22 protein-coding genes and 2 pseudogenes are annotated in these 26,192 nt (G+C 72.2%); 15 read left to right on the top strand and 9 right to left on the bottom strand.

The features are described from left to right. Positions 1–86 precede the first annotated feature (86 nt). Together speB and QFZ82_RS25600 are read right to left on the bottom strand one after the other, a co-directional pair. Positions 87–1,076: an agmatinase gene (gene speB, locus QFZ82_RS25605; RefSeq protein ID WP_177150929.1), complete on the bottom strand. Its 990-nt coding sequence runs from the start codon at positions 1,074–1,076 to the stop codon at positions 87–89. A 63-nt stretch (positions 1,077–1,139) separates the two neighbouring features. Continuing rightward, positions 1,140–2,621 (bottom strand): sodium:solute symporter, encoded by a 1,482-nt coding sequence (locus QFZ82_RS25600; protein WP_307715391.1) that lies wholly within the window; start codon positions 2,619–2,621, stop codon positions 1,140–1,142. 182 nt (positions 2,622–2,803) lie between these two features. Here QFZ82_RS25600 and QFZ82_RS25595 point away from each other — a divergent pair, with 182 nt between their 5' ends. The 4 genes from QFZ82_RS25595 to tesB all read left to right on the top strand — a co-directional run bounded on the left by QFZ82_RS25595 (position 2,804) and on the right by tesB (position 7,041). Then, positions 2,804–4,219: a PucR family transcriptional regulator gene (locus tag QFZ82_RS25595; protein WP_307715390.1), complete on the top strand. Its 1,416-nt coding sequence runs from the start codon at positions 2,804–2,806 to the stop codon at positions 4,217–4,219. A 105-nt stretch (positions 4,220–4,324) separates the two neighbouring features. Beyond that, positions 4,325–4,783 carry a hypothetical protein gene (locus QFZ82_RS25590; protein WP_307715389.1) on the top strand — a complete coding sequence of 153 codons (459 nt, stop codon included), beginning with the start codon at positions 4,325–4,327 and terminating at the stop codon, positions 4,781–4,783. A gap of 190 nt (positions 4,784–4,973) precedes the next feature. Next, positions 4,974–6,131 carry an acyl-CoA dehydrogenase family protein gene (locus QFZ82_RS25585; protein WP_307715388.1) on the top strand — a complete coding sequence of 386 codons (1,158 nt, stop codon included), beginning with the start codon at positions 4,974–4,976 and terminating at the stop codon, positions 6,129–6,131. 34 nt (positions 6,132–6,165) lie between these two features. Next, entirely contained in the window at positions 6,166–7,041 is an 876-nt protein-coding gene (tesB, locus tag QFZ82_RS25580) for an acyl-CoA thioesterase II (RefSeq protein ID WP_307715387.1), read from the top strand. A 182-nt stretch (positions 7,042–7,223) separates the two neighbouring features. On the opposite strand, the gene QFZ82_RS25575 is transcribed toward tesB, so the two are convergent. After that, the gene (locus tag QFZ82_RS25575) at positions 7,224–8,456 is read right to left on the bottom strand and encodes a sensor histidine kinase (RefSeq protein WP_307715386.1); all 1,233 of its coding nucleotides are present in this window, start codon (positions 8,454–8,456) and stop codon (positions 7,224–7,226) included. A gap of 32 nt (positions 8,457–8,488) precedes the next feature. Next, positions 8,489–9,151 carry a response regulator transcription factor gene (locus QFZ82_RS25570; RefSeq protein ID WP_307715385.1) on the bottom strand — a complete coding sequence of 221 codons (663 nt, stop codon included), beginning with the start codon at positions 9,149–9,151 and terminating at the stop codon, positions 8,489–8,491. 227 nt (positions 9,152–9,378) lie between these two features. Between QFZ82_RS25570 and QFZ82_RS25565 the strand changes: the two genes are divergently transcribed. Further along, positions 9,379–9,669, top strand: coding sequence for a hypothetical protein (locus QFZ82_RS25565; protein WP_307715384.1), 291 nt, complete (start codon positions 9,379–9,381; stop codon positions 9,667–9,669). Positions 9,670–9,687: 18 nt separating this feature from the next. Here the strand turns inward: QFZ82_RS25565 and QFZ82_RS25560 are convergent, their stop codons facing one another. Together QFZ82_RS25560 and QFZ82_RS25555 are read right to left on the bottom strand one after the other, a co-directional pair. Beyond that, positions 9,688–10,476 carry a phosphatase gene (locus QFZ82_RS25560; protein ID WP_177150939.1) on the bottom strand — a complete coding sequence of 263 codons (789 nt, stop codon included), beginning with the start codon at positions 10,474–10,476 and terminating at the stop codon, positions 9,688–9,690. 116 nt (positions 10,477–10,592) lie between these two features. After that, positions 10,593–11,186, bottom strand: coding sequence for a TetR/AcrR family transcriptional regulator (locus tag QFZ82_RS25555; RefSeq protein ID WP_177150940.1), 594 nt, complete (start codon positions 11,184–11,186; stop codon positions 10,593–10,595). Between the two features lie 88 nt (positions 11,187–11,274). Between QFZ82_RS25555 and QFZ82_RS25550 the strand changes: the two genes are divergently transcribed. The 6 genes and pseudogenes from QFZ82_RS25550 to QFZ82_RS25525 form a co-directional block, all read left to right on the top strand. Continuing rightward, positions 11,275–12,891, top strand: a complete 1,617-nt coding sequence (locus QFZ82_RS25550; RefSeq protein WP_307715383.1) for a carboxyl transferase domain-containing protein — start codon at positions 11,275–11,277, stop codon at positions 12,889–12,891. 19 nt (positions 12,892–12,910) lie between these two features. Then, positions 12,911–14,866 (top strand): acetyl-CoA carboxylase biotin carboxylase subunit, encoded by a 1,956-nt coding sequence (locus tag QFZ82_RS25545; RefSeq protein ID WP_307717836.1) that lies wholly within the window; start codon positions 12,911–12,913, stop codon positions 14,864–14,866. Beyond that, positions 14,863–15,807, top strand: coding sequence for a hydroxymethylglutaryl-CoA lyase (locus QFZ82_RS25540; protein ID WP_307715382.1), 945 nt, complete (start codon positions 14,863–14,865; stop codon positions 15,805–15,807). The genes QFZ82_RS25545 and QFZ82_RS25540 overlap by 4 nt, the downstream gene beginning before the upstream one ends. A gap of 7 nt (positions 15,808–15,814) precedes the next feature. Then, positions 15,815–16,975: an acyl-CoA dehydrogenase family protein gene (locus QFZ82_RS25535; protein WP_307715381.1), complete on the top strand. Its 1,161-nt coding sequence runs from the start codon at positions 15,815–15,817 to the stop codon at positions 16,973–16,975. 265 nt (positions 16,976–17,240) lie between these two features. Further along, positions 17,241–17,534 (top strand): annotated as a pseudogene (locus QFZ82_RS25530) (ABC transporter substrate-binding protein); the annotation flags it as partial. Positions 17,535–17,536: 2 nt separating this feature from the next. Then, a pseudogene (locus QFZ82_RS25525) lies at positions 17,537–18,055 on the top strand (siderophore-interacting protein); the annotation flags it as partial. A gap of 179 nt (positions 18,056–18,234) precedes the next feature. On the opposite strand, the gene QFZ82_RS25520 reads toward QFZ82_RS25525, so the two are convergent. After that, positions 18,235–19,851: a beta-N-acetylhexosaminidase gene (locus tag QFZ82_RS25520; RefSeq protein ID WP_307715380.1), complete on the bottom strand. Its 1,617-nt coding sequence runs from the start codon at positions 19,849–19,851 to the stop codon at positions 18,235–18,237. Positions 19,852–20,117: 266 nt separating this feature from the next. Here QFZ82_RS25520 and QFZ82_RS25515 point away from each other — a divergent pair, with 266 nt between their 5' ends. Further along, positions 20,118–20,396, top strand: a complete 279-nt coding sequence (locus QFZ82_RS25515; RefSeq protein WP_307715379.1) for a hypothetical protein — start codon at positions 20,118–20,120, stop codon at positions 20,394–20,396. A 54-nt stretch (positions 20,397–20,450) separates the two neighbouring features. Then, complete coding sequence (gene glmS, locus QFZ82_RS25510) at positions 20,451–22,268, top strand: glutamine--fructose-6-phosphate transaminase (isomerizing) (protein WP_307715378.1); 1,818 nt, start codon at positions 20,451–20,453, stop codon at positions 22,266–22,268. A gap of 166 nt (positions 22,269–22,434) precedes the next feature. Here the strand turns inward: glmS and QFZ82_RS25505 are convergent, their stop codons facing one another. Both QFZ82_RS25505 and QFZ82_RS25500 read right to left on the bottom strand, forming a co-directional pair. After that, complete coding sequence (locus tag QFZ82_RS25505; protein WP_307715377.1) at positions 22,435–23,007, bottom strand: acetate uptake transporter; 573 nt, start codon at positions 23,005–23,007, stop codon at positions 22,435–22,437. Between the two features lie 204 nt (positions 23,008–23,211). Continuing rightward, positions 23,212–23,733 (bottom strand): universal stress protein, encoded by a 522-nt coding sequence (locus tag QFZ82_RS25500; RefSeq protein ID WP_177150970.1) that lies wholly within the window; start codon positions 23,731–23,733, stop codon positions 23,212–23,214. Positions 23,734–24,081: 348 nt separating this feature from the next. Between QFZ82_RS25500 and QFZ82_RS25495 the strand changes: the two genes are divergently transcribed. Together QFZ82_RS25495 and QFZ82_RS25490 are read left to right on the top strand one after the other, a co-directional pair. Further along, positions 24,082–24,531: a hypothetical protein gene (locus QFZ82_RS25495; RefSeq protein ID WP_307715376.1), complete on the top strand. Its 450-nt coding sequence runs from the start codon at positions 24,082–24,084 to the stop codon at positions 24,529–24,531. 386 nt (positions 24,532–24,917) lie between these two features. Next, positions 24,918–26,117, top strand: coding sequence for a helix-turn-helix domain-containing protein (locus tag QFZ82_RS25490; RefSeq protein ID WP_307715375.1), 1,200 nt, complete (start codon positions 24,918–24,920; stop codon positions 26,115–26,117). The last annotated feature ends 75 nt before the right edge of the window (positions 26,118–26,192 follow it).

The following is a 26,192-nucleotide window of genomic DNA, read 5'->3' as shown; positions in this document are numbered from 1 at the left end:
GGGGCCTTACGGCCTCCCGGCTCGACGTTACGCGCGCCCCGGCCGACAGGCCGGTGCCGGTCCCGGTGACGGGACCGGCGGCGCGGTCACTTCGCGGTCTGCTCCGCGCCGGAGGCGCGGTTCGCGGCGATCTGGCGCGACATGATCGTGGTCAGCTCGTACGCCGTGTGCGAGGCGGCCACCGCGGTGATCTCGGCATGGTCGTACGCCGGGGCCACCTCCACGACGTCGGCCGAGACCAGGTTGCAGGAGGACAGGCCGCGCAGGATCTCCAGGAGTTCGCGGGAGGTCATGCCGCCCGCCTCGGGGGTGCCGGTGCCGGGCGCGTGCGCCGGGTCGAGGCAGTCGATGTCGATGGAGATGTAGAGGGGCCGGTCGCCGATGCGCTGGCGCAGCTGGTCGGCGACCTCGTCGGCGCCACGGCGGTAGATGTCGGACGAGGTGACGATGCCGAAGCCCATCTTCTCGTCGTCGGTCAGGTCCTGCTTGCCGTACAGCGGGCCGCGGGTGCCGACGTGGGACAGCGCCTCGGTGTCGAGGATGCCCTCCTCGACGGCGCGGCGGAACGGCGTGCCGTGGGTGTATTCGGCGCCGAAGTAGGTGTCCCAGGTGTCCAGGTGCGCGTCGAAGTGCAGCAGGGCGACCGGGCCGTGCTTCTTGGCGACCGCGCGCAGCAGCGGCAGCGCGATGGTGTGGTCGCCGCCGAGCGTCATCATCCGGGCGCCGGTGGCGAGCAGGTCGTCGGCCGCGGCCTCGACCGTCTCGACGGCCTCGTTGATGTTGAACGGGTTGGCCGCGATGTCGCCCGCGTCGGCGACCTGGGCGAGCGCGAAGGGCGAGGCGTCCTGCGCCGGGTTGTAGGGGCGCAGGAGCCTCGACGCCTCACGGATGGCGTTGCCGCCGAAGCGCGCACCGGGACGGTAGGAGACCCCGGAGTCGAAAGGCACGCCGACCACGGCGACGTCGGCGGTGCCGACCTCGTCGAGCCGCGGCAGCCGGGCGAACGTGGCGGGTCCGGCGTACCGCGGGATGCGGGACGAGTCGATCGGACCGCGCGGCTGCTCGTTGCTGCTCATGTGTGATGCCTTCCTTCTTGCGCTTCGTTGCGTATTCATCCGTTTGAGGACGTTTGTGCGACTTTAGCTGTGGACCGGGGCGGGCTCGGCGGCCGGGGTCTCCGGCTCGGCCTCGTCGCCACCGCGGCCGGCCAGCCGCTCACGCCAGTTGGCGAGCACGGCCGGGTCGGTGGGCCGGGTGACCAGGCTGACGACCACGTACGCGGCGAGCGAGGCCAGCAGGCCGTAGTAGACGGGCTGGTTGGCGAGGATGCCGTAGGTCGCCATCAGGCCGACGACCGAGAGACCACCGACGGTCACCGCGGCGAGCGCGCCCTGCACGGTGCCGCGCTTCCACAGCAGGCCGCCGAGGATGGGCACCAGCAGGCCGCCGACGAGCAGGTTGTACGCGACGGTGAGGGCCTGGACGACGTCGTTGAGGGCGATGGCGATGAGGACGACGGCCACACCCATGATCAGGATGAAGGCGCGGTTGCCCTTGACCTCGTCGTGCTCGCCCTCCTCCTTCTTCGCGGTGAGACCGCGCAACCGGGACCAGATGTCGTTGTTGGCGACGGTGGCACAGGCGATGAGCGCGCCGGAGGAGGTGGACATGACGGCGGCGAGCGCGGCGGCCAGCACGAGGCCCCGCACACCCATCGGCAGCTCGTCCTTGACGATGGTGGCGAAGGCGTCGTCGGCGCTGGGCAGCTTCGGGTAGAGCACCTTGGCGGCCGTGCCGATGACGGCGCCGGCCAGGGCGTACGCGAGACAGTACGTACCGGCGACGGTGCCGCCCCACTTGGCGACCTTGTCGGTGCGGGCGGTGAAGACCCGCTGCCAGATGTCCTGACCGATGAGCATGCCGAAGGTGTAGATCAGGACGTAGGTGAAGATCGTCTCGCCGCCGATGCCGAGCGGCTCGAAGTACGCGGTCGGCAGCGCGGCCTTCATCTCGGCGAAGCCGCCCGCCTTGACGACGGCGATGGGCAGGAGCAGCAGCAGTACGCCGATGGTCTTCACCACGAACTGCACCATGTCGGTGATGGTGATGGACCACATGCCGCCGAGGGTCGAGTAGGCGACGACGATCGTGCCGCCGAGGACGATCGCGGCGGTGCGGGGCAGGTCGAAGAGGACGTCGAAGATCGTGGCGTAGGCGATGGTCGAGGTGACCGCCAGCATCAGCGTGTACGCCCACATGACGAGGCCCGAGATGACACCGGCCTTGCCGCCGTAGCGCAGGTCGAGCATCTCGGAGACGGTGTAGACCTTGAGCCGGGCGATCCGCGCGGAGAAGAAGACGGACAGCGCGAGCAGGCCGAGGCCGATGGTGAAGACCATCCAGGCGCCCGACAGTCCGTACTTGTAGCCGAGCCCGACGCCGCCGATGGTGGACGCGCCGCCGAGGACGATGGCGGCCATGGTCCCGGAGTACATCCAGGGTCCGAGGCGGCGGCCCGCGACCAGGAACTCGCTCTTGGACTTGGCGCGGCGCATGCCCCACCAGCCCATCGCCAGCATGCTGGCCAAATACAGGACGATCACTGTGTAGTCGACGGCCATGGGGCCCTCCTCTGCTCACCTCGGTGGCGTGTCGTGCGGGGAAAGGTGCCAGGGCCGTTCGCGGGGACATCCGCCCGTACCCGCTGCCGCTGGATGGCACGACAGTAGGTGGCCGGAAAGCGACGCTGAAGTGTACGTTTCCTCCACTGTTCCTACGATGGATGTACGAAGGGTCCACGGTCATGTCCGCACAGGAGCCCGCATCCACCCCACCGGCGCCACCGGTCCCGCTCGCCGCACTGCTCGCCCGCCGGGACCTCGGGCTGCGCCTGCTCGCGGGTCCCGAGGACGCCGCCCTCCACTGGGTGCACACCTCCGAGATGGCGGACCCCTATCCGTACCTCCTGGGCGGTGAGCTGCTGATGACGGCGGGCGTGCAGCTCAGCGACCCGGCTCGGTACGTGGAACGGGTCGTGGAGGCGGGCGCGGCGGCACTCGGTTTCGGCGTGACACCGGTGTACGACACCGTCCCGGCGGAGCTCGTCGAGGCGTGCACACGGCACGGCCTGCCGCTGATCGAGGTGCCGCCGCAGACGCCGTTCACGGCGGTGGCCAGGGCGCTGTGGCGGCTGATGGCACAGGCCCGCCTCCAGGAGCTGCGCCGGGTGACCGAGGCCCAGCAGTCACTGGCGACGGCGGCGGCCCGGCCCGCCCCGGTCCCGGCGGTGCTCGGCGCACTGGCCTCGCGGCTCGGCGGACGTGCCGTGCTCTTCGCCCCGGACGGTACTCAGTCGGCGGCGGCGGGCCGACCGATCCCCGACGCGGCGAGCCGGGCCCTCGCGGATCTGGCGGGCGTGGTGGGCCCGCGCCCGGGCGGACCGGCGACGGCGAGCGGGAACAGCGGCGGGCTGCGGCTCGCCGCGTACGCACTCGGCGGCGCCGACGCCCTCACGCTCGGGGTGGCGTCCGAGCACCACGAGCCCGGGAACCACACGATCGCTGGAGTGGCGGTCGTTCTGCTCTCCCTGCTCACGGCCCCGCGACAGGCCGCGGACTCGGCGGTACGCGACGCGGCCCTGGTCCGTCTGCTCCTCGGCGATTCCCCGGCCGACACGGCGCGCATCCTGGATCCGGGCCCCTGGACGGTGGTCCACGCCCGGGGCGGCGACGGGACCCCGTTCGCGGCGGCGGCGCTGGCGGCGGCGCTGGGCACCCCCCTGTTCGAGACACCGGAGGCCACGGCGGTGCGGCTGCTGCTGCCGGCGAGCACGGCCGTCGTGGCCCAGCCGGACTGGACGCTCGGAATCAGCGCCCCCGTCGAGGCGCGGGACCTGGCCGCCGCCGACACGCAGGCGGCCCGTGCCGTGCGCCGTGCGCTGACGACCCGCAAACCCCTGGTGCGCCACCGCGACGCGGGCCCGTTCTCCGCCGACGCCGCCCGCGCGCGCCTGGCCCCGCTCGCGGGCTCCCCCGCGCTCGTCGAGACGCTGCGGACCTGGCTCTCGCTGCACGGCAACTGGGACCGGACGGCGGCGGCGATGGAGATCCACCGCAACACCGTCCGCCAGCGCATCGCGCGCGTCGGCACGCTGCTGGACGAGGACCTGGACGATCCGGACGTCCGGATGGAGCTGTGGTTCGCACTGCGGCACGGGTGAGAAGCCGGACGTCCACGGATGGGTGGGAAGCCCACCACGAACCCCTGCCAGGACTGTCGGGACAAAGCCAAGTCCCTTGAGGGTCAAGTGTGTTGGAATTTCTGCATGACCATCGCCCCTGACGGCACCACCCGGTCCACACCGGACGAGCCCGCCCGCCGTCTGCGCGCCGAGATCACGCGGCTGCGCGAGGAGGCGGAGCGGCAGCGCAGGCTCGCCCACCGCAGGGCGGAGTTCTGGACCAAGGTCGACATCGCCCTCGGCTTCCCCGCGGCCCTCCTCGCCGCGACGGCCGGCGCCACGGGGCTGGCCACGGCGAACGCCCGCATCCCCGCGGCGCTGGCGGCCCTCGCCGCGGCCGGGTTCGCGGCGGGCGCGGGCTTCCTCCGCAGCGACCACCGCCGCAGAGCCAACAAGCGGGCCCGCCACGCGTGGGCGGCGACGGAGGGCCGGGCCACGGTGAAGCTGACGCAGGAACACCTGACCCACGAGGACCTGGCCGAACTGCTGGAGTACCGCCAGGCGGCCCTGGCGGCCTACGACGGCGACGAGCCGTCGGCCTGAGCGGCCGGGGCCGCGAAGGCGTTCCGGTTCGAGCGTAGCCACCAGGGACAAAGCCCCCCTTCGGGGGGCGAGGCCGACGGCGGGCCCTCTGCGTGCGCAGCATCACTCTGGACAGTTTCAACAACCGCCCGGTAACTTGTGCCTGAGCAAGCGCTTAGACATTGTCGTACCCAGTCACGAGGAGGCGTCCGTGCGCCGGACCGTATTCAACGAGGACCACGAGGCGTTCCGGGACACCATCCGCGCCTTCATCGAGGCCGAGGTCGTCCCCGTCTACGACGAGTGGTTCGCGGCGGGCCAGGCGCCCCGCGACTTCTACTACAAGCTCGCCGAGCTCGGCGTCTTCGGCATCCGCGTCGACGAGGAGTACGGCGGCGCCGGCATCGACTCGTACAAGTTCGAGGCCGTGATGTACGAGGAGACCTCCCGTGCCGGCGTCCAGTTCGGCGGCTCCGGCGTGCATGTGCTGCTCGGCCTGCCGTACATCAAGATGCTCGCCACCGACGAGCAGAAGAAGCGGTTCCTGCCGAAGTTCGTCTCCGGTGAGGAGATGTGGGCACTGGCGATGACCGAGCCGGGCACCGGCTCCGACCTCGCGGGCATGAAGACCACCGCCAAGCTCTCCGAGGACGGCACCCACTACGTCCTCAACGGCGCCAAGACCTTCATCACCGGCGGCGTGCACGCCGACCGCGTGATCGTCTGTGCCCGCACGGACGCGCCCAGCGCCGAGGACCGCCGCCACGGCATCTCCCTGTTCGCCGTGGACACCAAGTCCGAGGGCTACTCCGTCGGCCGCAAGCTCGACAAGCTCGGCCTGAAGACCTCCGACACCGCCGAGCTGGCCTTCGTCGACGTCAAGGTCCCGGTCGAGGACCTGCTCGGCGAGGAGAACAAGGGCTTCTACTACCTCGGCCACAACCTGGCCTCCGAGCGCTGGGGCATCGCCTTCGGCGCCTACGCGCAGGCCAAGGCCGCCGTGCGGTTCGCCAAGGAGTACGTCCAGGAGCGCACGGTCTTCGGCAAGCCGGTCGCCGCCTTCCAGAACACCAAGTTCGAGCTGGCCGCCTGCCAGGCCGAGGTGGACGCCGCCGAGGCCGTCGCCGACCGCGCGCTGGAGGCCCTCGACGCGGGCGAGCTGACCCCGGCCGAGGCCGCGTCCGCGAAGCTCTTCTGCACCGAGGTCGCGCACCGGGTGATCGACCGCTGCCTGCAGCTGCACGGCGGCTACGGCTTCATGAACGAGTACCCGATCGCCCGCCTGTACGCGGACAACCGCGTCAACCGCATCTACGGCGGTACCAGCGAGATCATGAAGTCGATCATCGCGAAGGACATGGGCCTGTAAGAGGCCGGCAGAACCGGAGCTGTACGTTCCTGACATGAGCTCAGCACTCGAAGGTCTGCTCGATCTGCTCGACCTGGAGCAGATCGAGCAGAACATCTTCCGCGGGCGCTCCCGGTCCGCCGTCGTCCCCAGGGTCTTCGGCGGTCAGGTCGCGGCCCAGGCGCTGGTCGCCGCCGGCCGTACGGTCCCGGCGGACCGCACGGCGCACTCCCTGCACTCGTACTTCCTGCGCATGGGCGACCCGGGCGCGCCGATCGTCTACACGGTCGACCGCATCCGCGACGGCCGGTCCTTCACGACCCGCCGCGTGGTCGCGGTCCAGCACGGGCAGCCGATCTTCCACCTCTCCGCGTCGTTCCAGACGTACGAGGAGGGCCTGGAGCACCAGGAGGAGATGCCGGACTCCCCGGACCCGGAGACGCTGCCCACGGCGGCCGAGATGCTGCCGCGGTACGCGGACCGGTTCGTCGACCCGGGCGTGGTCGACCGGCTGCTCGAGGCGCGGGCGGCGGTCGACCTGCGGTATGTGGACGAGCCGCCGTACGCCACTGCGGGCCGGCCGCGCGAGCCACGCTCCCAGGTATGGTTCCGCGCGAACGGCAAGCTCGCCGACGACCCTCTGCTGCACGTCTGCCTGGCCACGTATGTCTCCGACATGACGCTGCTGGACTCGGTCCTGCTCGCGCACGGGCGCGGCGGCTGGGCGGTCGGCGACGTGGTCGGCGCCTCGCTGGACCACGCGATGTGGTTCCACCGGCCGTTCCGCGCGGACGAATGGCTGCTGTACGACCAGGAGTCGCCGTCCGCCTCGGGCGGACGCGGTCTGGGCCAGGCCCGCATCTGGACGCAGGACGGGCGCCTGGCGATCACGGTCATCCAGGAGGGCGTGGTCCGCGTCCCTCGCGACTGAGAGCGACCCCACTCGCACGCCCGCTGCTCAGGCAGCGGGCGTGTGTGCGTGGAACGCCACACGCGAGGTGTCGCCGTCCAGCTCCAGGCTGAGCACGGCGTCGAGAGCCCGCGCGAGGCGGGCGAGCAGCGGCAACGTCGGCATGGTGCCGCCGAGTTCCAGCTTGGAGCGCGGATGCGCTCTCAGGCGTCCCGAGCCGGCGAACCGGACGGGCCGGGCAGGGGCAGGAGCGCGTCGAGCGCGTAGCCGCCGTCCGGTGTCGGGCACGCGGACAGCGTGCCGCCCAGCGCCGCCACGCGGGTGCGCAGACCCGGCAGACCCTGGCCGCCGCGGTCGGGAGCCGGGCGGGGCGGCCCGGCGGGCGGAGTGTTGCGGACGGTGATGCCCAGGCCGTCGTCCGTACGGCGGACCGAGACCGTGGCCTCGGCCCCCGGCGCGTGACGGCGGACGTTCGCCAGCCCCTCCTGCACGATCCGGTACGCGGCGTGCTGGACCTCCGGCGGGCACTCGGCCGCCTCCAGCCGGTCCAGCTCGGCCCGCACACCGTCGCCTGCCGCCTCGACGAGCTCCGGGAGCTGCGCGAGACCCTGGCCGGGGCGGCGGATCGTCCGGCGCAGGTCGGCCGCGGCCCGCCGGGCCAGCTCGCCGAGTGTCTCCGCCTCCTCCCGGCAGGCGGGGGACTCCACGGACGCGGCGAGCACCGACGACCGCAGGCTGATCAGGCTCAGATGGTGGGCCGCGGTGTCGTGCACGTCGCGGGCCAGCCGTTCCCGCTCCCGCAGCGCGGCCTGTTCGGCGGCGTACAGGCGTTCACGCTCCCGCGACAGGGCCAACTCGGCGAGGCGGGCGGCCAGTTCCCGGCGGGCCCGGCCGAGGAGGCCCAGGGCGGCGGGAGCGACGGCCAGCAGCCCCGAGAGCAGGACCCCGAGGGTGACGTCGGGGAGGGACCACGGATAGTCGTCCATGTTCTGCCACGGCACGAACGACACGACGGCCACGGCCGCCGCCGAGGCGACCACCTCGACGCGGCGCCGCTCGGACGCGGCGACGGCGTGCAGCGCGGCCATCGCCGGGATCCACAGCACGCCGGTGGCCAGGGTCGGCAGGGCGAGGAGCATCAAGGCGCGGGGGAAGCGCCGCCGCAGCGGAAGCACACACGCGACGACCGGCGCGGCCCAGACCGCCCAGCCGGGGAGCCAGTGCCCGGTGGCCAGCGCTTCGGCGAGGGCGGCGGCCACGACCAGGGCCTCGACGGCGACGGTCCCCGGCTCGGGCCCGCGCCGGGGACGGCCGGGGCGCGGGAGGCGGAGCCGCGGGCGGCCGGCCCCGGCCCGGTCGGATCCCCGGCCGCCGGCCCCCGCACGGCCGGACGAGAGCCGGTCGGATCCCGGCCCGTCGGTCCCTGGACGCGTCACCCCCTCGCGCCCCCGTCCCCGCGCGCCCGCGCTCATGGCGTGTCCGACCGGTGGACCACGGTCGCCAGCGCGACACGGCTGCCGACCGACAGCTTCCGCTTGAGGGCGCCGATGTGGGTCTTGACCGTCGTCACGCCCATGCCGAGATGGGCCGCGATGTCGGCGTTGGACAGGCCGGCCGCGATCAGTGCCAGGACGTCGCGTTCGCGGGCCGTGAGGTGGTCGAGGGCTTCGGGCGCGCAGGGGGCGGGCGCCGGGGCCGCGGCCGCGTACCGGGAGAGCGCCTCGGCGCTGCCGGACGGTGTGCAGACCACCCCGCCCGCCGCCAGGAGCCGCACCGCCTCGGTGAACATCCGCGGCTCGGTGGTCTTGAGCAGGAAGCCCGACGCCCCCTCGCGCAGCGCGCGTTCCACGTCGGCCGCGGTGTCGAGGGCGGTGAGCATCGCGACGGCGGGCGGCCGCGGCAGGGCCTTCAGGGCGCGCAGCACGTCGAAGCCGTGCGCGGACGGCATGTCGATGTCCAGCAGGACCAGGTCGGGCACGAGCGCGCGCACGGCGTCGACGGCGTCCGGGCCGTCGCAGGTCCCGGCGACGGTCACGCCGTCGGCCGAGCCGAGAACCTGCTGGAGCGCGGTGCGTACGAGTTCCTCGTCGTCGACGACGAGGACACGCACCGGCCTCAAGTCGTAGGGCAAAGGTCGTCCTGTGGTCTGAGCGATGCGGCAGCGGCTGCTGGGAGTCTGGATGCAGATCCTAGGCAGTACCCGCAGGGCATCCCCGTGCGCCCCACACGCACGGGGCGGCTCGCGGTCACTGCCCCGGGGCGCCACAAGCGCCCGGTGCGGATCCCCGGGGGCCGACCACCCCCCGGGACCATGCCTGCCCGGGCAGCGCGCCGGGACCGTCAAAGGGAACGGACACCGTGAGCGCTCAGCCGCCGGCCGAGGAGGAACCGTCGTACGACGAACCGTCGTACGACGCGGCCGGGACCACCGGATGGGCGACGGCGTCTCCCGCCGCACGGGTGCTGTGGACCGTCGGCGGGGGCACGCTCATCCTGGGCGCGGTGGTGCTCCTGATGGTCCTGCGTGACTGGTCCGCCGGTCTCACCGGCGGGGTCCGTCACGCTCTCGGACTCGCGGTGCGGGGCGCGCTGATGGTCATGCTGCTCGGCGGCGCGTACGGCGTCGTGCGCGGCACCTGGCGCGACTGAGCGCCCGCGGCCCCGGCGTCACGCGGCCGGGCCGAGCCCGGCCGCGTCCAGCAGATACGCCGTCATCGGGTCGTAGAAGCGCGGGTCGGTCACGTGGTCGTCCAGCGGGACCGTCACCTGGAGCGTGCCCTCGGCCTCGCCGATGAACAGGGCCGGGTCGTTGCAGTCCGCGTAGCCGACGGCGTCGATGCCGCGCTGGCCCGCGCAGCCCGCCCAGCCGTGGTCGGCCACCACCAGGTCGGGCAGCGGCCGGCCCTCGCGCGCGAGACCGTCGAGGATCGCGGCCATCGGCGCGGGCGAGTGGGTGTGCCACAGGGTCGCGCCCCGCTCCAGCACGGCGACGTCGGCGAACTGGAAGACCATGCCCTCGTCGGCCATCAGCCCGCCCGGGATCCGTACGATCTCGCATCCGGCGGCCCGCAGCGCCTCCGCGGTCTGCCGGTGCACGTCCAGCAGGCCGCCGGGGTGCCCGGTCGCGAACAGCACGCGCTCCTGCGCGTCGGCGGCCTTGCGCAGGCGCGCGGCCATGCGCTCCAGGGCGTCGACGGTCAGCTCGGGGTCGATGGTGTCCTGGCCCTGCCGGTGCTCGGGGTCGTCGTTGACGCCGCACCGCTCGGCCATGACGGCCAGCACGTCCTGCTCGTCGCTCCAGCGGTCGCCGAGCTCCAGCCCCAGCCAGTAGTGACGGTCGCCGTTGGCGAGCCTGCGGTAGTGGGAGAGGTTGTTGTCGCGGGGGGTGGCGACGTCTCCGGCGATACGTGAGCGGACGAGGTGGTCGACCAGAGCGGCGCGGCTGGGTATCGGCATGAGCCCATTGTGCCGTGGGGTGCGCGGAGCGTACGCACCGTCTTGTCCTGCGGACGTGGCGCCCGTCCGGGCGACGGGAGCCTGCGGGCCTTCGGCCGGCCGCCCGGAGAGTGCCCTCAGCCGCCCAGGGACGCGAACGCCCCGTGCGCCAGCCGCCGCAGGAGTGACTCGGTGGCCGCGCGGCCGAGCGGGCCTCCCCCGTTCGCACCGAGGTGGGGGGTCGAGTTGAGCAGGCCGAACACGGCGTGCACGGCGGCCCGCGCCTCCGACTCCGCCACGGCCGGGTGCAGCTCGCGCACCACCGTCACCCACAGTTCCACGTACTGGCGCTGCAGCTGGCGGACCAGCTTGCGGTCGCTGTCCCGCAGGCGGTCCAGCTCGCGGTCGTGCAGAGTGATCAGCGGGCGGTCGTCGAGCGCGAAGTCGATGTGGCCGTCGATCAGGGACTCCAGGACCGCGTCCGGGCCCGCCGACGCCTCCTCGACCCGCAGGCGGCCACCGCTCAGGAGCCGTTCGCTGATGCCCACGAGCAGCTCCGCGAGCATCGCGTCCTTGCCGGGGAAGTGGCGGTAGAGACCGGGTCCGCTGATGCCCACCGCGGCCCCTATCTCGTCGACGCCCACGCCGTGGAAGCCGCGCTCGGCGAAGAGGCGCGCGGCCTCCTTGAGGATCTGCTCGCGGCGCGTCGGGGCCGAGGTCCTGGTGCTCATGGGAATTCATTCTAGACAGGGCTGTTAGCGGTCGTTAACCTTGGAGAAACACGTTAACGCTCATTAACCGAGCAAGGGAGCTCGAGCAATGCAGCAGGCACCAGTGCTGGCGAGCGCCGCGGACCCGGCGTCCGAGGCCTGGCAGGCCAACGAGGCGGCACACCAGGAGCTCGCCGACGGTCTGCGCTCACGCCTGGCGGCGGCCCGCCTCGGCGGCGGCGAGAAGGCGCGCGCCCGCCACACCGCGCGCGGGAAGCTGCTTCCGCGCGACCGCGTGGACACCCTTCTCGACCCCGGCTCACCGTTTCTGGAGCTCGCGCCCCTCGCCGCGGAGGGGATGTACGACGGGCAGGCGCCGGCGGCCGGGGTGATCGCCGGGATCGGCCGGGTCAGCGGCCGCGAGGTCGTCGTCGTGGCCAATGACGCCACCGTCAAGGGCGGCACCTACTACCCGATGACGGTCAAGAAGCACCTGCGCGCCCAGGAGGTGGCCCTGGAGAACCGGCTGCCCTGCGTGTACCTGGTCGACTCCGGCGGCGCGTTCCTGCCGATGCAGGACGAGGTCTTCCCCGACCGCGAGCACTTCGGCCGGATCTTCTACAACCAGGCCCGCATGTCCGGCGCGGGCATCCCCCAGATCGCCGCGGTGCTCGGCTCCTGCACCGCCGGCGGGGCGTATGTGCCGGCCATGAGCGACGAGGCCGTGATCGTGCGCAATCAGGGCACGATCTTCCTCGGCGGCCCGCCGCTGGTGAAGGCCGCCACCGGCGAGGTCGTCACCGCCGAGGAGCTCGGCGGCGGCGAGGTCCACTCGCGGATCTCCGGCGTCACCGACCACCTCGCCGAGGACGACGCGCACGCGCTGCGGATCGTGCGGAACATCGTGGCGACCCTGCCGGAGCGCGGGCCGCTCCCGTGGTCCGTCGAGGCCGCCGAGGAGCCCAAGGCCGACCCGGCCGGGCTGTACGGCGCGGTCCCGGTCGACTCGCGCACGCCCTACGACGTCCGCGAGGTGATCGCCCGGATCACCGACGGCTCCCGGTTCGCCGAGTTCAAGTCGGAGTTCGGGCAGACGCTGGTCACCGGCTTCGCCCGGATCCACGGGCACCCGGTCGGCATCGTCGCCAACAACGGCATCCTGTTCGCCGAGTCCGCCCAGAAGGGCGCCCACTTCATCGAGCTGTGCGACCAGCGCGGCATCCCCCTGCTCTTCCTGCAGAACATCTCCGGCTTCATGGTCGGCAAGGACTACGAGGCCGGCGGCATCGCCAAGCACGGCGCCAAGATGGTCACGGCCGTGGCGTGCACGCGTGTGCCCAAGCTGACGGTGGTCGTCGGCGGTTCGTACGGCGCGGGCAACTACTCGATGTGCGGCCGGGCGTACGGCCCCCGCTTCCTGTGGATGTGGCCCAACGCCAAGATCTCGGTGATGGGCGGCGAGCAGGCCGCGTCCGTGCTGGCCACGGTCAAGCGCGACCAGCTGGAGGGCCGCGGCGAGGAGTGGTCCGCCGAGGAGGAGGAGTCCTTCAAGGCCCCGATCCGCGCCCAGTACGAACAGCAGGGCAACGCCTACTACGCGACGGCCCGCCTGTGGGACGACGGCGTGATCGACCCGATGGACACCCGGCAGGTGCTGGGTCTGGCCCTGACCGCGTGTGCCAACGCCCCGCTGGGTGAGCCCGGCTTCGGCGTCTTCCGGATGTGAGGGACCTTCCACGATGACGATGTTCGACACCGTTCTGGTCGCCAACCGCGGCGAGATCGCGGTACGCGTGATCCGCACCCTGCGGTCCCTCGGCGTGCGCTCCGTGGCCGTCTTCAGCGACGCGGACGCCGGCGCCCGCCACGTGCGCGAGGCGGACACCGCCGTGCGCATCGGGCCCGCGCCGGCCGCCGAGAGCTACCTCTCGATCGACCGCCTGCTGGACGCGGCCGTGCGCACCGGCGCCCAGGCCGTCCACCCCGGCTACGGCTTCCTCGCGGAGAACGCGGGCTTCGCCCAGGCGTGCGCCGAGGCCGGCCTGGTCTTCATCGGCCCGCCCTCGTCCGCGATCTCGCTGATGGGCGACAAGATCCGCGCCAAGGAGACCGTGCGGGCGGCCGGCGTCCCGGTCGTCCCCGGGTCCTCGGGCAGCGGGCTCACCGACGACGAACTGGCCGCGGCCGCCCGTGAGATCGGCATGCCGGTGCTGCTCAAGCCCTCGGCGGGCGGCGGCGGCAAGGGCATGCGCCTCACCCGCGTCGAGTCGGCGCTGCTCGACGAGATCGCGGCGGCCCGGCGCGAGGCGCGCGCCTCGTTCGGCGACGACACACTGCTCGTCGAGCGCTGGATCGACCGCCCCCGCCACATCGAGATCCAGGTGCTGGCCGACGGGCAGGGCAACGTGGTCCATCTCGGCGAGCGCGAGTGCTCGCTCCAGCGCCGGCACCAGAAGATCATCGAGGAGGCGCCGTCCGTCCTGCTGGACGAGGCGACGCGGGCCGCGATGGGCGAGGCGGCCGTGCAGGCGGCCCGTTCCTGCGGCTACCGGGGCGCGGGCACGGTGGAGTTCATCGTCCCGGGCACCGACCCTTCGCGGTACTACTTCATGGAGATGAACACCCGTCTCCAGGTCGAGCACCCGGTCACCGAGTTCATCACGGGTCTCGACCTGGTGGAGTGGCAGCTGCGGGTGGCGGCCGGCGAGCGACTGCCGTTCGCCCAGGACGACATCACCCTCACGGGCCACGCCGTCGAGGCGCGTGTCTGCGCCGAAGACCCCTCGCGCGGCTTCCTGCCCTCCGGCGGCACGGTGCTGCGCCTCCACGAGCCCCAGGGCGACGGAGTGCGCACCGATTCCGGCCTGACCGAGGGCCTGGAGGTGGGCAGCCTCTACGACCCGATGCTCTCCAAGGTCATCGCGTACGGCCCCGACCGGGCCACCGCGCTGCGCAAGCTCCGCGCGGCCCTCGCGGAGACGGTGACGCTGGGCGTCCCGACCAACGCCGGGTTCCTGCGCCGGCTGCTCGCCCATCCGGCGGTCGTCTCCGGCGAGATGGACACCGGCCTGGTCGAGCGGGAGGCGGACGCGCTCGTTCCCGACGGGGTGCCGGACGAGGTGTACGAGGCGGCGGCGGCCGTGCGGGCCGCCGAGCTGGCGCCCCCGGCGACGGGAGGCTGGACGGACCCGTTCTCGGTGCCGAGCGGCTGGCGGATGGGCGGCGAGGCGGCCCCGCTCGCCTTCTCGCTGCGTGTGCCGGGACTCGGCCCCGTCACCCACACCGTGAGGCGCCAGGCGGCCCCCCGGGTCGAGGAGGACACGGTCGCCGTCGAGGTGCACGGCGTCGCGCACACCTTCCACCGCGCGGGCGACTGGCTCGGCCGGGACGGCGACTCCTGGCACGTGCTGGACCACGACCCCGTCGAGGCGGCCCTCAGCGGGACCGCGCACAGCGGCGTGGACACCCTGGCCGCGCCGATGCCCGGCACCGTCACCGTCGTCAAGGTGGCGGTGGGCGACGTGGTGGCGGCCGGTCAGAGCCTGCTGGTGGTGGAGGCGATGAAGATGGAGCACGTCATCTCCGCCCCGCACGCGGGCACGGTCACCGAGCTCGACGTCACCGCGGGCTCGACCGTCGCCATGGACCAGGTGCTCGCCGTGGTCACCCCGGACGAGACCGACGAGGAGGCGCGGGCATGACCGGCACCGAAGGACTGCCGATGACGGTGCGAGCCCCCGGCCTGCCGCCGCGGGTGCGCATCCACGAGGTCGGCCCCCGCGACGGCCTGCAGAACGAGAAGTCGGTGGTTCCGGTCGAGGTCAAGGCGGAGTTCATCCGCCGGCTGGCCGGCGCCGGTCTCACCACCGTGGAGGCGACGAGCTTCGTCCGTCCCACGTGGGTGCCCCAACTGGCGGACGCGGAGCAGCTGTTCCCGATGGTCGCCGACCTCCCCGGGGTGCGGCTGCCCGTCCTCGTGCCGAACGACCGCGGCCTGGACCGGGCCCTGGGCCTCGGGGCCCGTGAGATCGCCGTGTTCGCCAGCGCCACGGAGTCGTTCGCCAAGGCCAATCTCAACCGCACGGTCGACGAGGCGCTCGCCATGTTCGAGCCGGTCGTCACCAGGGCCGTCGAGCACGGCCTGCGGGTGCGCGGCTATCTGTCGATGTGCTTCGGCGACCCGTGGGAGGGCCCGGTCCCGGTCGACCAGGTCGTCGCGGTGTCCCGGCGCCTGATCGACATGGGCTGCGACGAGCTCAGCCTCGGCGACACCATCGGCGTGGCCACCGCCGGCCACGTGCGCGCGCTGCTCACCGCGCTGAACGACAAGGGCGTGCCGAGCACCAGGATCGCGGTGCACTTCCACGACACCTACGGCCAGGCCCTCGCCAACACCCTCTCCGCGCTCGAGTGCAAAGTGACCACGGTGGACGCCTCGGCGGGCGGCCTCGGCGGCTGCCCGTACGCGAAGAGCGCCACCGGAAACCTCGCCACCGAAGACCTCGTGTGGATGCTCGACGGCCTCGGCATCGAGACCGGGGTCGACCTCGGCCGGCTCACCGCCACCAGCGTGTGGATGGCCGAACAGCTGGGCCGTCCCAGCCCGTCCCGTACCGTCCGCGCCCTCTCCCACAAGGAGTGACTCCCTGATGTCCCTGGACCACCGGCTCTCCGCCGAGCACGAGGAACTCCGCCGCACGGTCGAGGAGTTCGCGCACGACGTGATAGCGCCGAAGATCGGCGACTTCTACGAGCGCCACGAGTTCCCCTACGAGATCGTCCGCGAGATGGGCCGCATGGGCCTGTTCGGGCTGCCGTTCCCCGAGGAGTACGGCGGCATGGGCGGTGACTACCTCGCCCTCGGCATCGCCCTGGAGGAGCTGGCCCGCGTCGACTCGTCCGTGGCCATCACCCTGGAGGCCGGCGTCTCGCTGGGCGCCATGCCGGTCTACCGCTTCGGCACCGAGGAGCAGAAGCGGGAGTGGCTGCCGCGGCTGTGCTCGGGCGAAATGCTGGGCGCGTTCGGCCTGACCGAGCCGGAGTGCGGATCGGACGCGGGCGGCACCCGGACGACGGCCGTGCGCGACGGCGACGAGTGGGTCGTCAACGGCTCCAAGTGCTTCATCACCAACTCCGGCACGGACATCACGGGCCTGGTGACGGTGACGGCCGTGACGGGCCGCAAGCCCGACGGCCGTCCGGAGATCTCGTCCATCATCGTCCCGTCCGGCACGCCGGGCTTCACGGTGGCCGCCCCCTACTCCAAGGTGGGGTGGAACGCATCGGACACCCGCGAGCTGTCGTTCTCCGACGTCCGCGTCCCGCTCTCCAACCTGCTGGGCGAGGAGGGCCGGGGCTACGCCCAGTTCCTGCGCATCCTCGACGAGGGCCGCATCGCCATCTCGGCGCTGGCGACGGGTCTCGCGCAGGGCTGTGTCGACGAGTCGGTGAAGTACGCGAAGGAACGTCACGCCTTCGGGCGGCCGATCGGCGACAACCAGGCCATCCAGTTCAAGATCGCCGACATGGAGATGCGCGCGCACATGGCGCGGGTCGGGTGGCGCGACGCGGCGTCCCGGCTGGTGCTGGGGGAGCCGTTCAAGAAGGAGGCGGCGCTCGCCAAGCTGTACTCCTCGACGGTGGCGGTGGACAACGCCCGCGAGGCGACCCAGATCCACGGCGGCTACGGCTTCATGAACGAGTACCCGGTCGCCCGGATGTGGCGCGACTCCAAGATCCTGGAGATCGGCGAGGGCACGAGCGAGGTCCAGCGGATGCTGATCGCACGGGAGTTGGGCCTCGGCGGCTGACCCGCCGCGCCGAGCGCGCGCGACCTGCCGGACGGCGGGCCGCGCGCGTTCGCGTATCGGCCGCCGGTCCGTCATGTCCAGGATCACGCCCTCGCCCGATGCCGTACGAGGAGGGGACCTGGATACGTACTGAGGTTAGGCTAACCTACCTTCGAACCTGCCAGTGGCCGAATCAGCACGTACGAAAGCGGACACCATCATGCCCAACGCCCGCGCGCATCACCTCACTCGCCGCGGCATCCTCGCCGCCGGCGGCGCCCTCGGGCTCGGCGTCGACATCATCACGCCGTCGAAGCTCGACACGACCGGCTGGTTCGAGGAGCTCAGCTGGGAGAACGCCGCCAAGTACGAGGCGGACATCATCATGATGGACAACCGCACCGGCACGCTGCAGCCCGCGGACCTCGACAAGTCCAAGCCGACCTGGGCGAAGCTCCCCGCCGTCAAGGCCGGTCAGGTCATCCCGCGCGTCACCGAGCCCATCTACTCGTACGCCAAGTGCGCGCCGATCCTGGAGGACCTGGCCAAGGCGATCGAGAACGCCGAGAAGGTCTCCTGACGATGACGACGCAGGCCGAGTCCGCCCCTTTCCGTTTCTTCGGCCTGAAGGTCGTACGGACCCGGCGGCTCGGCTCGTCGTTCGTCCGGGTCACCTTCACCGGAGCCGACGGCGGTCTCGACGGTTTCACGGCCGGCGGCCGTGACCAGTCCCTCTCGCTCTTCCTCCCCCACCCCGGCCAGGACGCCCCTGTCGTCCCCGTCGACGCGGGCGACGCCAGCGCGGTCTTCGCCGCGTGGCGGGCGCTGCCCGACGACGTGCGGGCCGTGATGCGTTCGTACACCGTCCGGGAGCAGCGCGCGGACGCCGGCGAGGTCGACATCGACTTCGCCGTCCACGAGGACGGCGGCCCGGCGTGCCGCTGGGCGCTCGCGGCCGAGCCGGGCCACCGCGTGATGGTGCTCGGACCGGCCGTCGCGGACAACACGCCGGTGCGCTGCCGCCCGCCCGAGGACACCGACTGGGTGCTCGTGTCGGGCGACGAGACGGCGCTGCCCGCCGCCGCGGCGATCCTCGAATGGACCGCACGCGCGTGACGTTCGTCGGCTACTGGAAGCAGGGCCTGAGCGAGGACGGTCTGCGCGAGCAGGCCGACTCCGCGTAGGCGCCGAGGGCGCGGCACTTCGGCCCGAACGGACCGGGCGGTCGCGTGTCGTGGGGGTACCCCCACGACACGCGCCGCCGCTCCCTTTTCTGTCCGCTACTCCGCCGGCCAGGGAACCTGCGCCGAGCGGTAGTAGTCGATCCCGAGCGCCTCCATCCGCGGCCCCTGCGCCGCGAGCCGGAGCCGGTAGTCCTCCCAGTCGTGCGTCGCCGCGGGCGACCAGCCGAGCTCGGCCACACCGGGCAGGCGCGGGAACGCCATGTGGTCGATGTGCGCGTTCGTGGAGATCGTCTCCGTCCACAGCGGCGCCTCGACGCCCGCGATCGCACTCGCGGGGGCTCCCGGCAGATACGTGCCCGGGTCCCAGTCGTAGGAGCGCCGGACCTCGACGTACCCGGCCCAGGACAGGCCCAGCTCGGTGTCCTTGTTGTACTTCATGTCGAGGTAGATCCGGTCGGCGGGCGACAAAATCAGCCGGGTGCCGTTCTGCGCGGCCCTGGCGACCTGCGCCTTCTCCGCCGCACTGGTGCCGTCCAGGCCCCAGTACTGGGCGAGCGCGCCCTCGGCCGGAGTGGCGCCGGTCAGCTGGTGCCAGCCGATGACGGTCTTGCCGTACTTCGCGACGATGGGCTGCACCCGGTTCATGAACGTCACGTAGTCCGCGTGGCTCGTGGAGTGGGCCTCGTCGCCGCCGATGTGGAGGTACTTCCCGGGCGTGATCGCGGCGAGCTCCCGGATGACGTCGTCCACGAAGTCGTACGTCACGGCCTTGGGCACGCACAGGGAGCTGAACCCGACGGCCGTGCCCGTGTAGAGCGGCGGCGCGACGCCGTCGCAGTTGAGCTCGGCGTACGAGGCCAGGGCGGCGTTCGTGTGGCCGGGCATGTCGATCTCCGGCACGACCTCGATGTAGCGGTCCGCCGCGTACCGCAGGATCTCCTTGTACTGGGCCTTGGTGTAGTAGCCACCCGGACCGCCGCCGACCTGAGTGGAGCCGCCGTAGGTGGCCAGGCGGGGCCAGGAGTCGATGGCGATGCGCCAGCCCTGGTCGTCGGAGAGGTGCAGGTGCAGCTTGTTGATCTTGTACAGGGAGATGTTGTCGATGTAGCGCTTGACCTGGTCGACGGTGAGGAAGTGCCGCGAGACGTCGAGCATGGCGCCGCGGTGGGCGAAGCGCGGGCTGTCGGTGATGGTGCCGCCGGCGACCTGCCAGGGACCGGGCTGGCGGGTGTCCTTCTCCACCCGCGAGGGCAGCAGCTGGCGGAGGGTCTGCACGCCGCGGAAGAGGCCCGCGGGGCGGTGGGCGGTGATGGTGAGCGAGCCGCGCGAGGACTGGAGCCGGTAGCCCTCCTCGCCGAGCGTGGTGTCCCCGCCGCTCAGCCGCAGCCGGATGGCGCCGGCCGAGGGACGGTCGGTGACGGGCAGGGCGTAACCGGTGGAGGGGCGCAGCACCTCGGCGAGCCGGTCGCCGACGGCGCGTGCCGCGGCGGAGCCGTCGGTGCGGATGGCGGTCCGGGCGGTGAGCGTGAAGGGCGTGCCGCCCGGCTCGACGGAGGCGGGGACGGGGACGGTCTGGCCGAGCGGGCGGACGGCGGCCTCGGCGGCCTCGGCGGGCGTGGCCGCGAGCCCGGAGGCCGCGACGCCCGACAAGGCGGCCGCCGCGAGAAGCAACAACGAACCGAGCAGTCGCGGAATCGGTCTGGGCTGACTCACAGGGGTCCCTTCGATGGGGTTCTCGACTGTGCGCAGAGCAACCGAACTGTCACCATGCGTACCTCGTGCCTCAACTGCGGTCAAGGTGTAGACCACTTACTCGTCCCGAGCGGGGAAAGAATCCCCTCCCCCGCCGGAAATCATCAGAAAGGTGGGGCCGGGCGTTCGGCGCCGAGACGACCCGCATCACACCGGCGAAGGGGCCCGCTGCCCGGAATCGGGCAGGATTCTTGCAAAGCCGCTCCTTCACCCCTCAATATCTACGGGTGCTCGAACACCGCCCGTCGTCCCACGACGACCTCGTCGACCATCTGGTGCGCAGCACCGCGCTCCAGCGCGGTGAGGCGGTCCGGGTGGTGCTCGACGTGCTGGCGTACTTCGACGAGACGACCGAGGAATTCGTTCGCCGCCGCCACCGCGAGCTTCAGTCCGGTGGCGCCGTGAACGCCGCGATCTTCGAGCGCATCGCGGCCGAGCTGCCGCACCGCGCCGTGGCGCCGCCGGAGCTCTCGCTCCGCCAGCTGCGCCGCATGGTCTACGGCTGACCGGCCGGTCGTTCGCACCGGGCACACATCTGATCTACGGAGGGGCAAGACTTCATGTGCGGAATTGTCGGTTACATCGGCAGGCGTGACGTGGCTCCGCTGCTGCTGGAGGGTCTGCAGCGGCTGGAGTACCGGGGATACGACTCGGCGGGCGTGGTGATCAACAGCCCCAAGGCCGCCGCCCTGAAGATGGTGAAGGCCAAGGGCCGCGTCCGCGACCTGGAGGCCCGCGTCCCCAAGCGCTTCGCCGGCACCACCGGCATCGCCCACACCCGCTGGGCCACGCACGGCGCGCCCAGCGACATCAATTCGCACCCGCACCTGGACCCGGAGAACAAGGTCGCCGTCGTCCACAACGGCATCGTGGACAACGCCGCCGAGCTGCGCGCCAAGCTGGAGGCCGACGGCGTCGTCTTCGCCTCCGAGACCGACACCGAGGTCATCACCCACCTGATCGCCCGCTCCCAGGCCACCACCCTGGAGGAGAAGGTCCGCGAGGCCCTCAAGGTGATCGAGGGCACGTACGGCATCGCCGTCATGCACGCCGACTTCGCCGACCGCATCGTGGTGGCCCGCAACGGCTCCCCCGTCGTCCTCGGCATCGGCGAGAAGGAGATGTTCGTCGCCTCCGACGTCGCCGCCCTGGTCGCCCACACCCGCCAGATCGTCACCCTCGACGACGGCGAGATGGCCACCCTCAAGGCCGACGACTTCCGCACGTACACCACCTCCGGCGCGTCCACCACCGCCACCCCGGAGACCGTGGAGTGGGAGGCCGCCTCCTACGACATGGGCGGTCACGACACGTACATGCACAAGGAGATCTTCGAGCAGCCCGACGCGGTCGACCGCGTGCTGCGCGGCCGGATCGACGACCGGTTCAACACCGTGCACCTGGGCGGTCTGAACCTGGACGCCCGCGAGGCCCGTGGCATCCGCCGCGTGAAGATCCTCGGCTGCGGCACCTCGTACCACGCGGGCCTGATCGGCGCCGGGCTGATCGAGTCCCTGGCCCGTATCCCCGCGGACTCCGAGCCGGCCTCCGAGTTCCGCTACCGCAACCCGGTCGTGGACCCCGACACGCTCTACATCGCCGTCTCGCAGTCCGGTGAGACCTACGACGTGCTCGCGGCCGTCCAGGAGCTCAAGCGCAAGGGCGCCCGCGTCCTCGGCGTGGTGAACGTCGTCGGCTCGGCGATCGCCCGCGAGGCCGACGGCGGCACGTACGTCCACGCCGGCCCCGAGGTCTGCGTCGTCTCCACGAAGTGCTTCACCAACACGGTCGTCGCCTTCGCGCTGCTCGCCCTGCACCTGGGCCGCATCCGCGACCTGTCCGTCTCCGAGGGACGGCGGATCATCGACGGCCTGCGCAAGCTGCCTGCACAGATCAGCGAGATCCTCGAGTCCGAGGCCGAGATCAAGAAGCTGGCCGAGCAGTACGCGGACGCCAAGTCGATGATGTTCATCGGCCGGGTGCGCGGCTACCCGGTGGCGCTCGAGGCCTCCCTGAAGCTCAAGGAGATCTCCTACATCCACGCCGAGGCGTACCCCGCCTCCGAGCTCAAGCACGGCCCGCTCGCGCTGATCGAGCCCGCGCTGCCGACCGTCGCCATCGTGCCGGACGACGAGCTGCTGGAGAAGAACCGGGCCGCGCTGGAAGAGATCAAGGCCCGCTCCGGCCGCATTCTGGCCGTCGCCCACCGCGAGCAGGAGAAGGCCGACCACACGATCGTCGTGCCGAAGAACGAGGACGAGCTGGACCCGATCCTGATGGGCATCCCGCTGCAACTCCTCGCCTACCACACGGCCTTGGCCCTCGGCCGGGACATCGACAAGCCGCGCAACCTGGCGAAGTCCGTCACCGTCGAGTAGGTCCGCCTGCGCCCGTCGGGGCGAACCGAGCCAAAAAATGCGGAGAGAACGCCCCCTGTGCGTGCCACCGGCGCACAGGGGGCGTTCTGTGGTGCCGGCCGGCGCGCAACCCGTCACGCCGGCCTCGGGGGGTGCCTGACGCCTCCCGCGGGGCACCCCCGGCCGCTCAGCCGGTGGCCGTCACTCCCCGGCCGGCAGCGCGTCCGCTGAACGTGGGCCACTTGGCGAGCGCCGCCGTCGCCCCGTACCACGCGACGAGGCCCGCGACCGCGCCGACCCAGCCGCCCGCCTTGGCCAGACCCTCGTTGCCCGCGAAGGCGGCTATGGCGCCGAGCAGCAGCGACAGGCACAGCAGGCCGTACACGCCCTGGCCGAGGATCCCGCTGCCGGAGGACGCGGCCGTCAGCGTCAGCGCGAGCAGGGCCCACAGCAGCAGGAACAGGCCCGCCGCCTCGGCCGACACCTCGCTGCCCACGCCGGTGCCCCAGGTGAACCAGAACGCGCCGAGCCCGGCGAACGCCGTGCCCGAAGCCCCGTCGCCCGCCCGGTACTCGAGCAGACCGACGACGAACAGTGCGACGCCGCCGACCCAGGTCGCGAGGGCCGCGGCGTCGGCCGCGGTGACATTGTCGATCACTTGGGTGTTGCCGACGCCGAACGCCAGCAGGGTCAGTCCGAGTGCGAGACGGCCGAGGGTGTTGGTCGATCCGGCGCTTCCCGCAGAGACTCCGTTGTCCACGGCGGGCTCCCTTCCTGTCTGTGCAGTTGTGCTGCAGTGGTGCTGCCCAGTGCTGCGGACCCAGCGACCGTTATGTACCCTTCACAAGCACACAATCCACCTGCTACGGATGGGTAGATTTCCGTATGTGCGAGGCGAGTTGACGACGCCTCACCTGCGGAGACAGAGGGAAGTGGAGTGACGTGTGGGGCGTGCCCCGCGGGGTCACGGGATGACGATCACCGGGCGCTGGGCGCGCCGTGCGAGCCGGCCGGCGACCGAGCCGAAGATCCGGCCGACGATGCCGTGCGTGGAGCCGACGACGATGGCGTCGGCCGAGTACTCGCGGCCGACCTCCTCCAGTTCATGACAGATGTCGCCGCCGCGCTCGACCAGGATCCAGGGGACCTCGGTCAGGTAGTCGGCACAGGCCAGTTCCAGACCCAGGACCTCGGTGCGGTGGTCGGGGACGTCCACGAAGACGGGGGGCTCACAGCCGGCCCAGACAGTGGTCGGCAGCCGGTTGGCGACATGCACGATGATCAGGCCCGAACCGGATCTGCGGGCCATTCCGATGGCGTACGCGAGCGCCCGCTCGCTGGAGGTCGATCCGTCGAATCCGACGACGACTCCGTGCCGGAAGGCGGGATCGCAGGAGTGGCATGACTCTTCGGCCGCCCGCAGGTCCGACAGTGGATCGGCTACCTGCTTGCGGTCCGCGGGATCGGGGAATTCGTGACCGGCCATCGATGTCTCGGCGAAGAAGATCCTCTTGGGAGGGGTCTGAGAAGGTGCGTCGGTTGGGATGGGTGCGGAGCCGTGTCCGGGAATCATCTTCCCAAGCCCATACCCCCAAGGGTACGGCGGCACTCCTTCCCTGCCCAGGCCTCGCCGTGCCATGCGCGGCGTTCCAGGGAGCATGCCCCAGCCCGACCCGTATGGCAATGCCGGGTGGCCACTACAGCCGTCTGCCGCTGCGTACAGTGACCGGACGACTGCGCTGCTCGTTGGCCCACAGGCCGGTCGAGATCCGCCGGAAAGGCACCGGATCCGCCGGACCGGACCCGACCTCCCGCCGCGCCCCAGGAGTCCCGAGTGCCCGCACGCCCGAAGTTCCGAGCGCAGTTCCGAGTGCCCGCACGTCCGCCCGTCCGTGACACCGCGCCCCCCTCGGTCCCACGGCGCGGACGGCGCCGGATCCCGAATCCGGCCGCCGCCCCCGGCCGGGTCGCCCCGCTGCCCGTCCCCGCCCCCCGTCCGGCGGCCGACGCGGTGAGCGACGTCGTGCGCTGGGCGGCCTTCACGTGCCTGCTGGTCCCGGTCGTGCTCGTGGTGTACGGGACGTCCGTCGGCGGGGCGGCGGCCGCAGCGCTGGGGCTCACGGCCATGACGGCCGCGTGCCAGGTGCTGCTGCGCCACTCGGAGCGGGAGGCCGCCCACGCGCGCGCCCGGAGCGGCGCACCGCAGGCAGGCCGGCGCGTCCGCTGCCCCGAGGGGACGCGCCGGGGCACTCACCGCGGTCCGGTAAGTACGCCTGGCAACTGACGAGTTCGTATCCCCGCACCGGCAGTTTTCAGCCAACTTCACACAACGGGCCCGACCTTGCCGAAAGCGCCCGCCAACCCGCTGCTCACCAGGCAAGAAAGGACCGCAGACGGCGCTCGCACCCTACGGGGACGGGCCATGCCCGGAATGCGGACTTCCCTGCGGGCCCGTCGAGTGGAACGCTTCGTGATCGACAGCATCGCGCCAAGTTGCCAAGTCGACATAGCGGGGCATGCCGAACTTGTCACGGCGGCACCGCGCGACGCAGTAGATTCGATCATGAGTATCGAAGGCCGGGGGACTCGTGCAGAACCGAGGGGAAACGTGCAGGAGCGAAAGGCCCGAAAAGAACGGGGAGACGCGCACTTCGAGGGGGGCTTAGCGTCATGAGTCAGGACTCCGCTGCACCGGAGGCAGCACGGAAACTTTCCGGCCGCCGGCGCCGGGAAGTCGTCGCGGTGCTGCTGTTCAGCGGCGGCCCCATTTTCGAGAGTTCCATCCCGCTCTCGGTGTTCGGAATTGACCGTCAGGACGCCGGAGTTCCCCGCTACCGCCTGCTGGTGTGCGGTGGTGAGGAGGGGCCGCTGCGGACCACCGGCGGCCTGGAACTGACCGCGCCGTACGGCCTGGAGGCGATCGGCAGGGCAGGCACCGTCGTGGTGCCCGCCTGGCGCTCGATCACCTCGCCGCCGCCGCCCGAGGCGCTCGACGCGCTGCGCCGGGCACATGAGGAGGGCGCCCGCATCGTCGGACTGTGCACCGGGGCGTTCGTCCTCGCCGCGGCCGGCCTGCTCGACGGCCGCCCGGCGACCACCCACTGGATGTACGCGCCGACGCTGGCCAAGCGCTATCCGTCCGTGCACGTGGATCCGCGGGAGCTGTTCGTCGACGACGGCGACGTCCTCACGTCGGCGGGCACGGCCGCAGGCATCGACCTCTGTCTGCACATAGTGCGCACCGACCACGGCGCCGAGGCGGCCGGAGCGCTCGCCCGCAGGCTGGTCGTGCCGCCGCGCCGCAGCGGCGGGCAGGAGCGCTACCTCGACAGGTCTTTACCTGAGGAAATCGGCTCCGACCCGCTGGCCGAGGTCGTCTCCTGGGCTCTGGAGCACCTCCACGAGCAGTTCGACGTGGAGACGCTGGCTGCCCGGGCGTACATGAGCCGCCGGACGTTCGACCGCCGCTTCCGTTCGCTGACGGGCTCGGCGCCGCTCCAGTGGCTGATCACCCAGCGGGTGCTGCAGGCGCAGCGGCTGCTCGAGACCTCCGACTACTCGGTCGACGAGGTCGCGGGCCGCTGCGGATTCCGGTCACCGGTGGCACTGCGCGGCCACTTCCGGCGGCAGCTGGGGTCCTCCCCGGCGGCCTACCGGGCCGCGTACCGGGCACGCAGGCCCCAGGCCGAGCCGGGCCAGCCGTCGATGGTGGACGCGGTCATGCCGACCCAGGCCACGGCGGGGATGCGCCGCGCGGCCGCGGGCCTGCCGGGACCGACGGCCACCGCCTCCGCGCCGCCCGAGGCGGTCCGGGGCGGGGCCGAGATGTACGGCCGCGCCGGCGTGCCGGGGCAGCGGAGCATGGGCTAGCACGGCACTGTTCGTGAGCACCGGGCCGGGCGCGTGAGCGCCCGGCCCGGTCGCGTGTGCGCACGCCCGGGGCCC

This window comes from Streptomyces sp. V4I23 (assembly GCF_030817975.1).
Taxonomy (GTDB): Bacteria; Actinomycetota; Actinomycetes; order Streptomycetales; family Streptomycetaceae; genus Streptomyces.
The sequence above is the reverse complement of the archived record's forward strand: the minus strand, read 5'-3'. Positions and strand labels throughout refer to the sequence as shown.